Genomic DNA, 17540 nt, shown 5'->3' with positions numbered 1-17540 from the left:
TTACCGATGAGTAACTTCTTTTCCTCGGTGGACCAGGTGACCGACCGGCTGACGGCCGCCGGTTACCTGCCGTCCCTCGATATCGCGACTGCGGTCTTTCTCGCCGATCGCCTCGGTAAACCGCTGCTGATCGAGGGTCCCGCCGGTGTCGGCAAGACCGAGCTCGCCAAGGCGATCGCCGCCGCGGTGAGCGCCGAGCTCATCCGCCTGCAGTGCTACGAGGGCGTCGACGAAGCCCGTGCCCTGTACGAGTGGAACCACGCCAAGCAGCTGCTTCGCATCACCGCCACGTCCGGCGAGGACTGGGACAGCACCCGCGACCACGTGTTCACCGAGGAGTTCCTGCTCGCCCGCCCGCTGCTGGCGGCGATCCGCAACCCCGACCCCACGGTTCTGCTCATCGATGAACTCGACAAGGCCGACGTGGAGCTCGAGGGTCTGTTGCTGGAAGTCCTCGGCGACTTCCAGGTGAGCATCCCCGAGCTCGGCACGGTCACCGCCGTCCGCAAGCCCTTCGTCATCCTCACCTCCAACGCTCACCGCGACCTGTCCGAAGCGTTGAAGCGCCGCTGCCTGTATCTCCATATCGACTATCCGACAGCGGAATTGGAGAAGGCGATCGTCGCGCTCAAAGTCCCCGAGCTGGATGCGTCGCTGGCCGAACCGGTGGTGGCGACGGTGAGCGCACTGCGGCAGCTCTCGCTGCGCAAAGCACCCTCGATTGCCGAAACTGTCGACTGGGCAAGAACTTTGGTCGCGTTGGGAACGCGGACGCTGACCGGCGGCGTGGTCCGCTCGACACTCGGAGTCCTGCTGAAGTATCAGTCGGACCATCGCGTGGCCATCGACCGTCTCGGCCTCGACGACCAGACGGACGGCAGTGTGCGGTGACGAGCCGCGATCACCTCGGCCGCTCGGCGCCTGTCGCGGCAACGGATTCGCGCTTCGCCCCCACGGGCGCTCGGCTCGTCGATTTCGTCACTCTGCTGCGCGAGCACAACATTCACGCGGGCCCCAGCGAAACCATCGACGCGGCCGCGGCGGTGGTAGCTCTCGGCACCACCGACCCCCGCGTCCTGCGCTCGGGCCTGGCCGCCTGCCTGCTGCGCCGTAATGGCCAACGCAAGGTCTTCGACCAACTCTTCGACCTGTACTTCCTCGGCGTCTCGCTGCCACCCGCGCGCCCGAGCGAGAGCGCCGAGGACCTGCGCGAGCGTCTGCTGGCCACCCTCGTCCAGGGTGAGGACACTGCCGAGCTGGCCCGCGAAGCACTCGACACCTTCGGTGCCTACGGCGGTGCGGGGGAGAGCGCGGGCCGGGTCACCCAGGCTTCGGGCGCCGGCTGGTCCTCCTACCTGACGATGAAATCGCTACGCCCGGATGAGATCTCCGAGCAGCTCGCCCGAACCATGGGTGGCTCGGGGCAGTTCGATACGGCGGTGCGTACCATCGAGGCCCGTCGTCGCGTCGACCAGTTCCGCACCGATGTGCAAACCGAAGCGCGCCTGCGTTCGGCCGAACTGCGCGGCACCGACTACATCGCCCGGCGCGGCGTCGAGAACTCCGCGGACCGAACGGATTTCCTCGGCGCTCGCGAGCAGGACCTCGCCGAGATGCGCCGCCTGGTGCACCCACTGGCCCGCAAGCTCGCCTCCCGGCTGGCGGTGCGTCGCAGGAAGGCGGTGCGCGGTCAGATCGATCTGCGCCGCACCCTGCGCCGATCGATGGCCACCGGTGGTGTCCCGGTCGATCCGGTGCTGCGGGCCCGCAAGCGCGGTCGGCCCGACCTCGTTGTGCTGGCCGATGTTTCGGGCTCGGTCAGCGGTTTCGCCGAATTCACGCTGCAATTGGTTCAGGCGCTGCAGGACCAGTTCAGCAAGGTCCGCAGCTTCGGTTTCGTCGACACCTGTGCCGAGATCACCCAGTACTTCACTCCCGGTGAGCCGCCGTCACCGGGCTTCGCGCAGGACATCGTCCGTGAAGGTGGCGTCGCCCGGTTCGGATCCAGCAACTACGGCGAGGTCCTCCAGGGTTTCGTCGACCACTATCTCGACGCCGTCGGCCCCCGTACGTGTGTCCTGATCCTCGGTGACGCCCGCACCAACCGCACCGATCCGAATCTGGCCGCGCTGCAAGCGATCACCGAGCGAGCGAAGGCCGTCTACTGGCTCAACCCGGAGCCGTCGCGCTCGTGGTCGACCGGTGACTCGGCCGCCGAGGACTACACCGACATCGTCACCATGCACGAATGTCGCAATGTAGCCCAGCTCGCCGAGGTGATCGGCAGACTGCTGCCCGCCTGATTCAGCTCGGCCAGGTCGACGCTGACTGGGGGTGATGGTCGCGCCGAGGCGTCCTCGTGGGGCGCTCGGTCCCCCGTGCCTGCCGAGAAGTATGAAACGCCTCGGCAGGCCCTCTGCTTTCGACATGAGCGTTCAAGCGGTGGCCGCCAGCCGCACGACCGCGTACTCCCGGCCCGCCTTGGCCTGGTACTTGTCGTAGCGGGGCTGGGCTGCGGCGATGTGGTCCCAGGCCGTCGCCCGCTCGGCGCCGGTGAGTACCCGAGGCGTCACGGCGACCGGGTCGCGGTCGGGCAGCTGGACGGTCGCCTGATCGGGATGGCCCATCAGGTTGAGGAACCAGTCGGGGTGCCCGTCCTTGCCGCCCGAGGCGACCAGCAGCCAGGAGTCGTCCTCGCCGGGGAACCAGCTGATCGGGGTATCGCGTGGCTGGCCACTGCGGCGGCCGACCGTGTGCAGGATCAGCACGTCCATTCCCATGAAGGTGCCCTTGCCGCGCCGGATCTTGCGGTTCATGCGCGCGTTCATCCGGTGCTGCATCCACCGGGAGAACCCGCCGTGTGAATTACTCTTGCTCGCTTGCTGATTCGCGGACATCGTCACTGTTCCTTTCGAGGAGGGGGCGCCTCAGCCCCAGGCGCCGGCGATCTGACGGGTGGTGGCATTGAGCCGGTTGAACATGTTGGTGACGCCGATCATCAGCACGATCGAGGCGAGCTGCTTCTCGTCGAAGTAGCTGGCGGCGCTGTCCCAGATCTCGTCGGTAACCGCGTCGGGACGGTCGGCCAGCCGGGTAGCGGCCTCGGCGAGCTCGAGGGCGGCGCGCTCCTCCTCGGAGAAGAAGGGGGTCTCGCGCCAGGCGACCACGGTGGCGAGGCGGTCTTCGCTGACGCCCGCTTTGCGTGCGGTGGTGGTGCCGCCGTGCACGCAGGCGCTGCACCCGTTGATCTGGCTGACCCGCAGGTGCACCAGCTCCAGGATCTCGCTGTCCACGCCACCGGTCTCCACGGCCTTGAGTACCTGCTGGATGGGGCCCATCGCGTCGGTGAGGACCATGGCGGGGTTCTTCATCCGAGACTGCATGTCGTTCTCCTTGTTCGGTGTTTCTCCGCTGCTTGCGGTGTGACCCAATAACAGCCCGTCCGGCGCTGGAACAGAATGGCTATGGGACACTGTGGGACAGCTGAAAACGGCCCTGACCACCGGCTTGTCGGTCGTGAGATTTCTGGTTCAGGCCGGGACAACGGGAGTGGAATACGGTGGTTGTGCAACAGCAGACGGCACGGGCGTACCCGCAGGACGAGCTCGCGTCGCGCCTGCGCCTGATCCAGGAACTGTCCGGTCGTGGCGTGCGCGCCCTGGCCCGCGACACCGGCCTGAGCTCGTCCTCGCTCTCGCGCTATCTCAGCGGCCAGACGGTCCCGCCGTGGCCGGCGGTCATCGAGCTGTGCCGCCTGGTCAAACGTGACCCGCGCCCGCTGCGTCCCCTCTGGGAGCGCGCCAACAACCCTCTGCCGGCCCCGCCGAAGACCAGCCGCCAGCCGGCCCCGCCGAGCCCGCCGGCCGACGCCCCACCGCCGCCACGCAACGACCTGCCCCGCGACGTGCCCGACTTCACCGGCCGCGAGCAGGCACTGGCCGAGGTGATCGCCGCCGTGCGTGCCGATCGCGTGGTCGCCATCGACGGCATGGCAGGCGTCGGGAAGACCTCACTGGCCGTGCACGCCGCGCATCAGCTCACCGCCGAATACCCAGACGCCCAGCTGTACCTGGACCTCCACGGCTTCACCGACGGACGTCAGCCGCTCGACCCCGACGCCGCCCTCCGTGCGCTGCTGGCCGCGTTGCAGGTCCCTTCGGAAAGGGTGCCGCAGGACGGGGGAGTCGAATTGCGCGCCGCCTGTTGGCGTTCGGAGCTGGCGCGGTTGCGCGCTGTCGTCGTGCTCGACAATGTCGCCGACGCCGCGCAGGTCAGCCTCCTGTTGCCGGGTGCGGGCGAGTCGGTCGCCATCATCACCAGCCGCAACCGGTTGCTCGAGCTCGACGAGGTCCCGCCGGTGACCCTCGACGTACTCACTCCCGAAGAGAGCGCCGAACTGCTGGTGCGGGCCAGCGGTGACGCACGCGCCGGACGGCTCGCCAAGGAACCCGAGCAGGCCGCCGAAGTGCTGCGCCTGTGCGGCAATCTCCCGCTGGCGTTGCGCCTCGCGGCCGCTCGTCTGCGTCATCGCCCGGGTTGGTCGATCGGCATTCTCGTGGAGCGGATGTCCGAGGGGGCAAGCGAATTCGACACCGCCTTCGGCATGTCGGTTCGTCAGCTGAACCGGGACCAGCGTCGCCTGTTCCGGCTGCTCGGCCTGATCCCCGGCTCCACGTTCACCGATTACGTCGCCGCCGCCGTGGCCGACGTCTCGCTGCGCAGCGCCCGCGCCATGCTCGAGGACCTCCTCGACGCGCACCTCGTCCAGCAACCGGCTGACGGCCGCTACCGCCTCCACGACCTGGTCCGCCAGCATGCCCGCACCGCCACCTTCGAACACGACACCCCCGCCGACCGTGAACGCGCACTACACCGCATCCTCGACTACTACGTGCACACCGCGGCCGCCGCCGACGGCGCCATGCCGTTCCTGTCGCCGACCCGCCCGGTCTCGGCCGGCGCACCGCCCGCCGAACTGCCGCGGTTCCCCGGCCGCGACGCCGCGTTCTTCTGGTTCGTCTCCGAGTACACCAACCTGATGGCCGTGTTCTACGCCGCCGTCGAAGTCGGCGCCGACACCCACGTCTGCGAATTGCCGCGCTTCATGCGCGCGTTCTTCGCCCGCCGGTGCGGCACCACACATCTCAACGCGCTCTTCGAGCAATCCCTCACCGCCGCACAGAATCTCGGCGACCCACGCCAACTCGCCGAAGCTCACAGTGACCTGGGTTTCGCCCGATACAACGCAGGGCGGATGACCGAAGCGGCCGCCGCGTACGCCGCGGCCGCACCCCTGGTGGCCGCAGTGGGTGACCCGCTACCCCGGGCCGAACTGACGATGCGCTGCGCCCAATTGCGCTGGGACGAAGGCAGTATCGAAGAACCACTGGAACTGTTCCGCCGAGCCCGCGACCTCTACACCACCGGCGGCTGCCCGACGAGCGCCGCCGACGCCATCGCCAGCGAAGCCTGGGCCCTGCTCCAATTGGGTCATCGCGAACAAGCCGTCCAACTCGCCCGCGAAGCCCTCGCGATTCCCGCGGTCAACCCCTCGCTGCAGGCCCAGATCACGCTCGGCGTAGCGATCGCGGCGGACGAACCCGCGCAAGCCCTGGACCACCTCGACCAGGCCCTCGCCCTCGCTCGCGAGGACGGCCACAAACACAACGAAGCCTGGTGCCTGAACTGCCGGGGCGTCGCCCTGCGTGAAATGGGTCGCTACGACGAAGCCCTCGCCGGCCACCGAGAGGCCTTCGCCCTCTTGGACGCCCTTTTCGAAGACCACTGGAAGATCCACTTCCTCAACGGCTACGCCGAAACCTGCCGCCTCGCAGGACTTCCCGAACAAGCCCTCGACCTCTACCGCGAAACCCTGGCCCTGGCACCGAGACTGGGACACCGCTTCGAGGAGGCGACAGCCCACCAGGGCATTGCCGATGTTCTCGACGCGACGGACCCGGCTGCCGCCACCGAACACCGTGCGGCGGCCGAGTCCCTGTTCGCCGAGATCACCCCATCGACTTCGCTCCGTCCAGCGATTCACGAATGATGTCGGCGTGCCCGGAGTGCTGGGCGGTCTCGGTCATGATGTGCATCAGCGTGCGGCGGGCGGTCCAGCGTCCGCCGGGCTCGAACCACGGGGCCTCCGGCAGGGGCTGACTCACGTTCAGATCCGGGAGGGTGCGCACGAGCTCGTCGGTGCGTGCGGCCACCCGCTCGTACTCGGCCAGGACGCCCTCGAGCGTGTCGCCCGGCAGCATCCGGAAGATCTCGCCCCACTGCGCGAGCTGTTCCTCGGTCATCGAGGAGAAATCGGGGGCTTCCGCGGGCCCGTTGAGGATGAAACCCGCCCAATTCGCTTCCACCGCGGCCACATGCTTGATCAGTCCGCCCAGACACAGCTCGCTGACGGTCGTGCGCAGACCCGCCTGCTCGTCGGTGAGGTCGCGGACAGTGAAGCGCAGGAAGTGCCGGTGCTTGGCGAGCATCTCGAGGATGTCGGTGCGCTCGGTGTCGATCTGGGTGCTCGTGGTCATGTCCGGATCCTTTGCTTGTCGGTGTTGTGAAACCCAAGGTAGAACCCATTGCGGCCAGTTTCTGACCGCAATTGCGAGATACTCGGAATATGGCCGATACGAGCGCACGCACCCTCCGACTGCTGTCGCTGCTGCAGACCCACCGGTCCTGGTCCGGCACGGAACTGTCCGAACGCCTGCGTGTTTCGGCCCGCACCCTGCGCCGCGACATCGACCGCCTTCGCGAACTCGGCTACCCCGTCGATGCCCGCCCCGGCGTCGACGGCGGTTACCAGCTGGCCGCGGGCGCGGCCATGCCACCCCTGGTCCTCGACGACGACGAAGCCGTCGCCATCACCGTCTGCCTGCAAGCCGGTTCCCAGGGTGCGGGCGACGGCCTGGCCGAACCGTCCATCCGCGCACTCGGCAAATTGGTGACCGTCCTGCCCGCCCGCCTACGCCGCCGCGTCGACGCCTTACGCGCCATGACCGAATCCACCGCCTGGACCGCCGTCCCCCTTTCCGACGTGGACCCCGCCGTCCTCACCGATCTGGCCCTCACCTGCCGTCGCGAAGAACGCCTGACCTTCACCTACACCGCCGCGGACGGCCGCACCAGTACCAGGGAAGTGGAACCCCACCGTCTCGTATCCCTGGGCCGGCGCTGGTACCTCGTCGCCTACGACCTCACCCGCCACGACTGGCGCACCTTCCGGGTCGACCGCCTCACCGGCTCCGCGAGCACCGGCGCCCGCTTCCGCCCCCGCACCCTTCCGGCCCCGGACGCCGCCACCTTCGTCCACAACGCCATCGGCGCCCGCCGTTCCGGCTATATCGTCACCGCCGAAATAGCAGCCCCGGCCACCGACGTCCACGCCCGAGTGGGCCGCTGGTGCACCATCACCGCCCTCCCCGACAACCGCACCCACATAGAAATGACCGTCGACGAGCTCGACTGGCCGATCCTGTTGCTGGGCAAGGTAGGAGCAGATTTCCGCGTTCTCGGCCCGCCGGAACTGGTTGCGCAGCTGCGGGAGTGGGGGAGCCGCTTCACCCGCACTCAGCCATGAGTTCGCCCCGTCTGCGTCGGCGCGCTATACCTAACCCATGAATCTGTCCCAGCTGAGCTCGGCGATCGAGGCGGCTGTCGCCCAACATCTCAACGAACTCGGCAAAGCGGTCGGATTGTTGCCGTTGACCTGGTTCGTGGCGCCGTCGGTGACCAGCGATGACAGCATGGAGGCCGTCCTGTCTGTGGAAGGTCAAGCCGGTAGCCATCTTTCGCAGCACCCGGGCCGGGTGGTCGATCAATGGGCCGATGTCCTCGGACTACGCCGGGTGTTCTCTCCGACCCCCGGCGTGCATGCGGTGGAAGGTCTCCTCGAGCCTCAGCCCGGTGACTATCGGTTCGAGATCCGCATCTGGGGTGTCGTCGACCCCGCTGTGCTGCACGCCCAAAGAGATTGGGGCCGATGGCAGGGCTGACCCGAGTCAGCCTCGATACCGCCCCTTCTGCCGCCGCTGATAGAACAGCAGATCCACCTCCACCGGCTCGACCAGTGCCGTGATCTCGGCCAACCTGGTGTCGTATCGGAGCTCGGTGATGCACCGATGCAGATAGGCCCGTCGCTCCGGCCCCAACTGCGCCCAGATCGACCCGAACCGCGACTGCCCCCGCTCCCCGGAAACCGCCACCAGATCGAGTAACGCAGGCCAGCAACCGGTTTCGGTCGCCCGCGCGGGCAACTCCGCCACCGCGGACTCCGAGAGCAGAGCCAGCGCGTACCCCACAGCGCTCCTGACATCGTCATCCATCCGCGACATCAACGTGAACAACCCACGCCAACTCTCCGCATCGCCGCGCCCATCCATCGGCGCGACCAGATCCACCCCGACATCCGGATCGCTGAACACCGGATTGCCGACCAGCGTCCACAGCCCCAGCGGCGTGAGATATCCGGCCAGGGTGAGGAATTCGGGAACCGCCCCGAGCGCGAGCGCGTTGCGCACCAACCGCGCGACATCACCGGGCTGCGCATTCCCGAACAGAATGTCACCGACTCGGCGGATCACATCGGGCGCGCACCGCGAAAACACCGACAGCGCAGCATGTTGCAGGTCGGGAGAACCCGCCAACACCGTCTGCGTCATCCGCGGCACCCGCCGATGCGGCCCATCCAGCAGTTGGCGAACCACCGCACTGAGAACGTCGACGTCGTAGGAGAACGCAGCCGAGAAGATCAGCCCCGCGTCATCGCGCACCCCGGCCTCGACCGCGGCGATCAATTCCGGTGTCGCACAGGACAAGAACGGACCGGCTGTCACATAGTCCTGCCGCCGCAGCAACTCGTTCACGATGTCGACGATCGGCCCCGGCGCCATCTGATCGGCCAGCTGCTCGATGGCCCGTGGATCGAGATAGGGCGCACAATCCGCCGCGTACCCCGCCTCGAGCATCGTCAACGTCTCCGCCGCCTTGCCCGGATGATCCAACCCCACCGACCCCGCCGCCCGCCCCGTCATCATCGGCGGAACCAGCTTCTGCACCAGCGGAATCGAGATCGTCAACGGAATGAACGGCACCAGCGCGCTGATCCGCCGAAACGTGTCCGTGTGCTGATCGAACAACACCCCCGAGATCTGCTGATGCAACGCATGCAGCCGATCGGCCCCCAGATACCGCAGGTGATCCAACCGCTGCGGATGAACATGCAATGTCCGCGCCAGCAGAATCAACTGCGCCCGCGTAGTCAGGTCCGTCATCTGCCGCCGAACATGATCTTCTTCGTCACCCGGCGCAACGGCCGCGGCAACGCGGAGACCATCGAATCGATGGACTTGTCCAACGCGGCCGCCTCGAACGTACTCGCGGCCCTCATCAACTCGAACAGATCCCGAGCCTCATCCGCCGGCAGTTGCTCCAGCGCGGGCAATGTCTCCGGCAAGCCACCTTCACGGTCACTTCTGACAGTCATGCGGCTCCTGGGTAACGCGATCCTCTACTCCGAGGGTCCCCCTTCCCGCCGCCACGCGCCAGAACTTCGCCGAATCACTGTGCATGGCAACGAAAACCCCAGCCCAGGTACATGTGAACAGACGTACCACTTTTGGTAACGCGCGACTGCCCGTCCCGCTGGGAGTGGGAGAGCGGAGGGAGTGCAGGGGTACCCCGGTACCGCGAGGTACGGATGCACCCGTGACGCGAGGTCCGCCGGTCGGTCGTCGCTACGGTCGTTTGGTGATGCACGCCCGCCGGGCATTACTCGGCAAGGGCCGGGACTGGGTTGCTGCACAGAGTCAGGAACACCCAGGGAAGCCCTGGTATCCACGCCACCAACCACGGTGGAGCCGTCCGAGTCCGCCTTTACCGGCCGACCCTGTGTCATCGGAATAGATGCATCGGCCCCTCTGACGGGCGACGACTGCGCGGGTAAGGCGCATCACCCGCACAAACTCGCCCGGGCGCACAGCGGCAAGGGGGGAGGTTGGCGGAGACGCCAGAATCATCGGTAGGCTTCCTGCCTACGGCGGTGAGTCTGCTGAACCCAGATTCTCGCCCAGGGCCTCGGCGGTGTTACAGCACCTCCGGGGCCTGACTTATGCGCGAATCGTACCATAGCCGTCGGCTATCCAAGAAACGTCGTTAAATCCTCAGACCACCGATCCTGGTCTGACACAGCCTTTTTCCACCCTTTCGGCGGCGGCCACGTCACACCCCACTCCGCCAACTTCGCCTGCGTGAACCCACCCTTCGGCGTCTGGTTGGCCATCAGCTCATCCGGAGACACGTACCGCGTCGGCACCCAATCGGTCACGGCGTCACAGTATGCGCAGAGGCGCGGGCGTTGCCGGTCTTCGGACGCTATTCTTGATCGAATTGCAGTCACTGCGGCAGCGAGGGGGGCAGCGATGGGGGCCGAACTGGATAGCGGAATGGGCAACCTATTCCGAACAGGACGCCTTACCTCGATCGAGTTGTGCGCCGGCGCAGGCGGACTCGCGCTCGGGTTGGAACAAGCCGGCTTCGATTCAGTGCTTCTGCTGGACAACCGCGACGTGGCTTGCGCGACGCTGCGAGCAAACCGCCCCGACTGGAACGTCCTGCACAAAGACCTGCTCCGATTCGAGCCGAGACTCGACCTACCGGGACACCGTGAAATCGACGTTCTCGCCGCAGGGTTGCCGCGTGTGAAATCGGCAGCGACCGCATCACGGCCAAGGGGAAGTAGCTGGGAACTGGAGCTGTTCGAGACGACCGCACGGTTGACGGTGGAACTACGCCCGCGCGCCTTGCTGATCGAGAATGTTCCTGACCTGCTCAAACGGGACGAATACGCATCGAGTCGCGCCCGGGTTACCAAGCATCTCGAGGACGCAGGCTACGAGTACTGTTGGTTGCTTGTCGATGCGTGCGATTTCGGCGTTCCGCAGCACCGCGAGTACGCGGTCCTGGTTGCCCTGCGCGACGGTGGCATCGATACCTTTACCGCGAATCTGCATTCGGTCCTGCCTGCGCCAGGTCTGACAGTCGGAGCAGTTCTGCGCGGATCGATGGGCGCACGTGGGTGGCCGCAGGCCGCGGAGTGGGCCGCCAAGGCCGATGGGATCTCGCCGACGATCGTTGGAGGGTCGTGGGATCGGGGTGGCGGTGACTTGGGCCCACAGGGTTCGGTCCGCGCATGGGCGAAGTTCGGGGTCAATGGGCGTGCGCTCGCCGACGACGTGCCATCGGCAGACTTCGACTGGGATCCAACTAAGGGCGTCGGCCACATGCTCAAACTCACCGTCGACCAGGTCGCCGCACTGCAGGGGTTCCCGCCGTCCTGGACGTTCGAGGGTCGAAAGACTGCCAGGTATCGGCAGGTGGGCAACGCAACACCGCCGCCGTTCGCGCATGCGCTGGGAGTCGCATTGAGGACAACCCTGTCAGCCGGCTAACTGCTGGTATCACGAGGTGCCTCGTGCCGGCTAAGATCTCGTGTCATGCCCACCGACCGCGAGCCGACGCTGCCACGCCGAGCGGACATGGTCGACCTTTTCGCCGGGCCAGGGGGACTCGATGTCGCCGCGCGATGGCTGGGTTTGGACGTCTACGGGTTCGAGTGGGACCGCAATGCGTGTGCGACCAGGGCAGCCGCGAGTTTGAACGAGCGCCCGCACGATGTCCGTGACTTCGGTCCGGCGGACGTGCCGGGTGCGTGGATTCTCACGGGCGGACCACCCTGCCAGACCTTCACCGTCGCGGGTGCCGGGGCGGGCAGAAAGGCGCTGGACGAAGTACTGAGCTTCGTCGACCGGATGGGTGGGGCCGACAACATATCCGAGGATCTCGATGGTCTCGAAGACGAGCGAACGGGCCTCGTCCTCGAGCCTCTGCGATGGGCTCTCGAAGCACACGGTCGTGGGAATCCCTACAAAGTTATTGTGCTGGAACAGGTTCCGGCGGTCCTGCCGATCTGGAGACAGATGGGCAAGGTCCTCGAGGGAATCGGCTATCAAGTCACCGCAGATGTTCTTCGCACCGAACAGTTCGGAGTTCCACAGACGCGCAGACGTGCCATTCTGATCGCGCGGCTCAGAGGCGAACCCGAACTCCCGAATGCCACCCATCGTCCTTACCGCAAGGGAGTGGGCCGAGCGCTGGGCGCGGAGACTCTTCTTCCGTGGGAGACGATGGGGGATGCTCTGAATCGCGGCTACGACTTTCAGGTCATCTCCAATTACGGCACTGGTGGTGACCCGAAGTTGCGTGGACGCCGTAGTTCGCTGGAACCCTCGGCGACAATCACGGGGAAGGTCTCGAGAAACCAGATCGTCGACAGCACCGGATTTCCCTGCCCTCGATTCAGCCCGGCCGAGGCCGGTCGCCTGCAGACCTTCCCGCTGGACTACCCGTGGTCGGGTGGTGATATCGCGCAGCAGATCGGCAACGCGATCCCGCCGGTGTTGGCACTGCATGTGCTCTCGGCGGCGTTGGGGAGTCAGGTGAGCCACGAGGAAGCCGCGAAGGTCGTCGATCGCCCCTGGCTCGACACCCGTGACTCCGCCCCGCTCGATCACCTGCAGCGGATGGGCTTGCTCTTCAGCTGAGGTGTAGCGAACTGCGGTCGCTCACCGATAGCTCCACCGGCCGGGTAACAAACTTTCGCACTCGCTTCCAACTGGTCGTACCGAGCCGATACTGTTACCCATAACGTGGGGGAGTGAAACCTCCTATCGTCAACCAGGTGGTTCGTGCGCAGGTGGGAGTTCGATGATTGATCTGATTGATGGGCAGTACAAGGTGTTTGAGTTCCCCGACACTCGGACGGCCCGATGAACACCGCACAGTGGTCCCGTCCGGACCCGAGCCTGGTCAACCTGGTCAACAAGTACCACTCCACTTGCATCGAGGTGTATCGGAAGGACCCGGACCGGATCGCCGAGGACGCCGGTAAGGAACGCGGCATCGCGGAAGGCGGCTATGGGCGCAAGCAGATCCAGGAGCTGGTTCAGAACGCAGCCGACGCGCTTCCTGAGGCGGGAGGCCGGATCGAGGTTGTTCTCACCGACGACACGTTATACGTAGCCAACGAGGGACACCCGTTCGTCGATACAGGTGTGCGCGCACTGCTTTACACCCATCTATCAAACAAGACGGGCGGGGAGATCGGTCGCTTCGGGCTCGGCTTCAAGTCGATCAGTGGGATCTCTGACGAACCCCAGATCTTCAGCCAGTCAATCTCCTTCGAGTTCAGTCGCGCTGAGTCGGCGAGGCAGCTGACGGTCGAGACAGGGCGACACTTCGATCCGGCAGAGGTTCCTTCGCTACGCCTCGCCTGGGTGCTCGACCCGACGATCGAATTCGCGAGCGACTCGACTCTCAAGGAGCTTTCGCTCTGGGCAGCCACCATTGTGAAGGTTCCACTCAAGGACGGTGCGGCCATTCAGCTCTCCGAGGAGATCTCGGAGTTCGACCCTTCGTTCAACCTCTTTGCGCCTAGCGTCAAACAACTTCGCCTCCGCGATGAGCTCGGCGCTGCTGATCGGACGATCTCGACGAGACGAACTGGAAAGCGGGTGGTTCTGGCTACCGACGAAGGCGAGCAGACCTGGTTGGTCGTCTCAAAGCTCCATCACCCTTCGCCCGAGGCTCTTGAGTCTGCCGGTTACGCGGCACGCCGGGATGCTGTCCCTGTTTCCTGGGCGGTCCCCGCGACTGGTGCCACCGGTGTGGGTCGCCTGTTCGCGTACTTTCCGGTCAAATCAGAAGTCACGCTGAGTGGGCGGCTCAACGCCCCGTGGAAACTCTCCGACGATCGCATCAACGTGATCGAATGCCGGTTCAACTACGAGATACTGACCCAGGTCGTGCCCGAACTTGTCGACGCCGCGCGGCTCGAACTCGTACAGGACGGCGCCTACGGTCGATACATCGACGTCCTTCCCGCACGTGGTAAGGAGAGTCGGAGTTGGGCGGATACCGTCCTGAACGAGCCTGTGATACAACGCCTTCGGGAAACGCGGTCGATCCCCACCCTCGACGGCGAGCTACGTTCTCCCACATCGGTCCAGATGATCCCAGAACCTGCCATGGATTGGGTCAGATCTTGGATGACCGTGACTACCCAACGGGACGTCTGGGTCCATCCCGACTGCCTGACCAGAGAGCGCCGCGCAAAAGTCAGGCGCTTGATGGAGGAGAACCCGCGCGCCGAGGGCAGAGTCCTGGATTGGCTCCACGCAGCGGTCGCTGACAAGACCGCTAGAAGCTCATCTACCGTAATCGAAATCGCGGCTCAGATGCCTACTCGAGTGGATGCGAAGTTTCGCGAAAATGCCACTAGCGACGTACGGGACTCTCGGATTGTCCTCCTCGAGAACGGAGAGCTCCAGCAGCCGCTGCCGGGACGATGCTTCATCCGGTCCGACGCTGCCCAAAGGGGGTCAGCGTTTATCGACAAGGACGTCACGGCGCGGCCGTCAACCGTAGCGGCGTTGGAATCGCTTGGGATTGCCGCGTTCGATGACGGCGGTGAGATGCTCCAGCTCCTCACAGATCTCAGGACGAAGGCCGATGTCAATTTCGATGCCCTGTGGACCGCGATGCGTGGTTCCGGCGGTGACGCAGTCGCGGAGGGGTTCGAACGGATCCTCGAGGGACAGGCACACCGGCTTGTCAAGGTACGAAATGGGAAGGGCGCCTGGGTCTATCCTGAGAATATGTATATCCCGGAGGATCTCCTGGAAGATCGGAAGAGCGACGCCAAGTTTCTAGTGGATCGGTCTTATCACGCATCCGACACTGAAATCCTGGGATTTCTCGGCGTTTACACTGCTCCGAAGCGGAGGTCGCTGGACGATGCCGCGCGAAACGAGGAATGGTTCACGACGTATTGGAAGCTTGCGACCGACCTCATCGCAAAGGAGATGTGCCTCGGCCCCCGCCAGCGGGAAGATCTTCGGATTACCTCGGATCGTTCCGTTCTGGGGCCGCTACAATGTCTGCCTTCCCTCTCGGAAACCAACCGCACCGCACTGACATGTGAGGTTCTGCGGACCCTCGAGGACCCGCTGATCCGTGTGGGCCATCCCTCGGTGAACAAGTATGGTCGTTTCATCGCGCCGGAACTTTGGTGGGTGCGTAAGGAAGGTCTCCTTCCCACTGTTCTCGGCCCGGTCCCCGTCGATCAGACGTTCGCACCGACCGTTGAGGAGGCCTACCCTGAGGTCAAGGGCCTGCTCCCTGTTCTATCGGGTGTCGAGATCGGTGACGACGTCGTCGAACGCCTTCAACTACTCACTGATCTCGAGAGCCTCACGAGTGAGCGCTTCGAGTGGATCGTCGGCAAGCATGTAGAGCGAAAAGACAAATCGATGGTCGGCCGTGCATATGCATGGTGGGCATATCTGAAACCCGATTCCGCACCAGAACTTCTGTGGTGCTCCGCCCCGGAGGGGTGGGTTCAAGTGCCCGCCGGCGAGATTGCCGTGGCCGCCACAGCGGAGAACCTCCGTGAATTTTCAACGTTCGGAATTCCGTGTCTTCAGGTAGACACGCCTGAGGATGCGGCGATCCTCCGGGCAAACTGGGGGTGCCTTGACCACGACCTGCCCGTCACCTATTCGTACGAGTCGAGTGCGGAGACTTCCGGCCTCACTGAACTCTTCGACGTCTTCCGCGAAGACGACCTTGACATCGATCCGGATGACCTCGTCGTGCAGAAGTGCTTGTCCCTGAACAAGGTTGCCGCCATCGCAGGCCGTCCCGAAGTTCGCATCGATGTCGCGTGGGGGCGCGATGGCGATACCCTCCTCGTCACCGGTACGAACGACCGCGAGATCCTGAAACAGTCGCTCTCGAGTCTTGAGCTCGATGATTCCGACGAGGCAGTCGACGCCCGGTTGATGAACCTCGCGGAACGCAAAAACAACAAGAAGCTTTTGAGGGTCCGCAATGCGCCGAACGACGCGGAGCGCCTTCTTGAGTTCGTAGGGGAAGAGCGACTGCGGGCTCTGATCCCTGTGGATGCGCTGAACTACCTCGAGCGAAATGGCGAAGCGCCACCACATGGTGTCGCATTAGCGCAGTTGTGTATCGGCATGCTAGGGACTAAAGCCCTTGAGCGTGCGTGCCGGGTCGATCCGTCTGGCTTGCCCATCAGCCCGCCTGCCCGGTGGTCCGGCTCTCACGCCACCCGAAACTGGGTGCGGGAACGCGGTTTCAGTGAGGAGTGGGCTGGCAAGAAGGCGCCGCAGCGAAATAAGCCAACGGAGTACATCGACGGTCCAGCCGTCCTGAAGAAGCTGCACGATTACCAGGAGACGGTTTCCGAGCGGCTCCGCGCATTGATTCGTGGGACGGATGGCAGCCCTCGTCGCGGAATCATCTCCCTGCCCACTGGTGCAGGTAAGACCCGCGTGGCTGTTCAGACGGTGATCGAGGCCGTTGCTGCCAAAGACTTCGGCCCCGACGGCGAGGTGCGCGGGCCCATCCTGTGGATCGCTGACGGGGAAGAACTGTGCGAGCAGGCGATCGACACGTGGTCCTTCCTCTGGCGTGCGAAGGGACGTCACGACACTCAACTCATCCTCAGTCGGTTCTGGTCGAATTACTCGGTCGAGGAGGAGCTCGGCGGAGTGCAGGTTGTTGTCGCGTCATGGCAGAAGCTGGTGTCCAATGCATTGGGCAACAATGAATTTGACTGGCTTGCGGACACTCCCCTCGTCATCATTGATGAAGCGCACGGAGCGACGACACCCTCTTACACAAAGATTCTCAATTGGACGGGACGGGGACTCTACGAGCGCACGTTGCCGCTCGTTGGACTGACCGCCACACCATTTCGCGGGCGAGACGACAGCGCTGAAACACAGCGACTGCTCAACCGATTCGACAACAACCTGCTCGACGCTGGTGTCTTCGGGGACGAAGTTCCGCAGCGCCGACTTCAGCGCGACCAAGTACTCGCACGTGCGCAGCTTAAAATTCTGCACGGCGTCAACATCGACCTGAGTGTCGCTGAGCTCGAGGATTTCAGAGAGAAGTACTGGCTGCCCAAAGGTGCTGAACGTAGACTCGGTCAGAATGAGGAGCGCACGCAGAAGATCGTTAATTCAATAATCGACCTGCCGGAGGAATGGTCGATTGTCGTTTTCGCCGCGTCTGTTGAGAATGCGCAGACTCTTGCAACGCTCCTGACGTTGCGCGGTCGCCCGGCAGCGTCAATCGATAACGACACCAGCCCCGACGATCGAAGGGTTACGATCGATCGGTTCAAGAGTGGTGATCTCAAGGTCTTGACGAATTACAACGTTCTGTCCCAGGGCTTCGACGCTCCTAAGACACGTGCTGTCTACATCACCCGCCCCACTTCGAGTAAGGCAAGGTATCTTCAGATGGTCGGTCGAGGAATGCGTGGCCCGAAGAACGGCGGCAGCCAGGATGTGCTCGTCGTCAACGTTCTCGACAATATCGTCGAGTTCGGTGACAGCATCGCCTACGAGTCGTTTGAACGCAATGTGATCAACTCCGAAGAGGGCTGA

At 64.8% G+C, this 17540-nt stretch carries 13 protein-coding genes; 8 read left to right on the top strand and 5 right to left on the bottom strand.

What is annotated here, in order from left to right:
• Positions 1–6: 6 nt before the first annotated feature.
• Complete coding sequence (locus ACWFRF_RS28610) at positions 7–891, top strand: AAA family ATPase (RefSeq protein ID WP_387442036.1); 885 nt, start codon at positions 7–9, stop codon at positions 889–891.
• Entirely contained in the window at positions 888–2303 is a 1416-nt protein-coding gene (locus ACWFRF_RS28605) for a vWA domain-containing protein (protein WP_452453159.1), read from the top strand. Before ACWFRF_RS28610 ends, ACWFRF_RS28605 begins: the two co-directional genes overlap by 4 nt.
• 132 nt (positions 2304–2435) lie before the next feature.
• On the opposite strand, the gene ACWFRF_RS28600 is transcribed toward ACWFRF_RS28605, so the two are convergent.
• Both ACWFRF_RS28600 and ACWFRF_RS28595 read right to left on the bottom strand, forming a co-directional pair.
• A complete protein-coding gene (locus ACWFRF_RS28600; RefSeq protein WP_452453157.1) occupies positions 2436–2897 on the bottom strand; it encodes a nitroreductase family deazaflavin-dependent oxidoreductase in 462 nt (153 codons plus the stop codon).
• A 30-nt stretch (positions 2898–2927) separates the two neighbouring features.
• Complete coding sequence (locus tag ACWFRF_RS28595; protein ID WP_378992078.1) at positions 2928–3383, bottom strand: carboxymuconolactone decarboxylase family protein; 456 nt, start codon at positions 3381–3383, stop codon at positions 2928–2930.
• Positions 3384–3559: 176 nt separating this feature from the next.
• Here ACWFRF_RS28595 and ACWFRF_RS28590 point away from each other — a divergent pair, with 176 nt between their 5' ends.
• The gene (locus ACWFRF_RS28590) at positions 3560–6049 is read left to right on the top strand and encodes a tetratricopeptide repeat protein (RefSeq protein WP_452453155.1); all 2490 of its coding nucleotides are present in this window, start codon (positions 3560–3562) and stop codon (positions 6047–6049) included.
• Here the strand turns inward: ACWFRF_RS28590 and ACWFRF_RS28585 are convergent.
• Positions 6009–6536, bottom strand: coding sequence for a DinB family protein (locus ACWFRF_RS28585; protein WP_379314804.1), 528 nt, complete (start codon positions 6534–6536; stop codon positions 6009–6011). The genes ACWFRF_RS28590 and ACWFRF_RS28585 overlap by 41 nt on opposite strands.
• An 89-nt stretch (positions 6537–6625) precedes the next feature.
• Between ACWFRF_RS28585 and ACWFRF_RS28580 the strand changes: the two genes are divergently transcribed.
• Both ACWFRF_RS28580 and ACWFRF_RS28575 read left to right on the top strand, forming a co-directional pair.
• On the top strand, positions 6626–7585 hold the full coding sequence (locus tag ACWFRF_RS28580; protein WP_452453153.1) for a helix-turn-helix transcriptional regulator: 960 nt from the start codon (positions 6626–6628) through the stop codon (positions 7583–7585).
• A gap of 37 nt (positions 7586–7622) precedes the next feature.
• Complete coding sequence (locus ACWFRF_RS28575; RefSeq protein ID WP_378626273.1) at positions 7623–8000, top strand: hypothetical protein; 378 nt, start codon at positions 7623–7625, stop codon at positions 7998–8000.
• A 6-nt stretch (positions 8001–8006) separates the two neighbouring features.
• Here the strand turns inward: ACWFRF_RS28575 and ACWFRF_RS28570 are convergent, their stop codons facing one another.
• Both ACWFRF_RS28570 and ACWFRF_RS28565 read right to left on the bottom strand, forming a co-directional pair.
• A complete protein-coding gene (locus ACWFRF_RS28570; protein WP_379314806.1) occupies positions 8007–9278 on the bottom strand; it encodes a hypothetical protein in 1272 nt (423 codons plus the stop codon).
• Positions 9275–9490, bottom strand: coding sequence for a hypothetical protein (locus ACWFRF_RS28565; protein WP_056812051.1), 216 nt, complete (start codon positions 9488–9490; stop codon positions 9275–9277). The genes ACWFRF_RS28570 and ACWFRF_RS28565 overlap by 4 nt, the downstream gene beginning before the upstream one ends.
• 934 nt (positions 9491–10424) lie before the next feature.
• Between ACWFRF_RS28565 and ACWFRF_RS28560 the strand changes: the two genes are divergently transcribed.
• The 3 genes from ACWFRF_RS28560 to ACWFRF_RS28550 all read left to right on the top strand — a co-directional run bounded on the left by ACWFRF_RS28560 (position 10425) and on the right by ACWFRF_RS28550 (position 17540).
• A complete protein-coding gene (locus ACWFRF_RS28560) occupies positions 10425–11453 on the top strand; it encodes a DNA cytosine methyltransferase (RefSeq protein WP_452453150.1) in 1029 nt (342 codons plus the stop codon).
• A 45-nt stretch (positions 11454–11498) separates the two neighbouring features.
• The gene (locus ACWFRF_RS28555) at positions 11499–12605 is read left to right on the top strand and encodes a DNA cytosine methyltransferase (protein ID WP_452453148.1); all 1107 of its coding nucleotides are present in this window, start codon (positions 11499–11501) and stop codon (positions 12603–12605) included.
• 225 nt (positions 12606–12830) lie between these two features.
• On the top strand, positions 12831–17540 hold the full coding sequence (locus tag ACWFRF_RS28550; protein WP_452453146.1) for a DEAD/DEAH box helicase: 4710 nt from the start codon (positions 12831–12833) through the stop codon (positions 17538–17540).

Source organism: Nocardia sp. NPDC055165 (genome assembly GCF_053606985.1).
The sequence above is the reverse complement of the archived record's forward strand: the minus strand, read 5'-3'. Positions and strand labels throughout refer to the sequence as shown.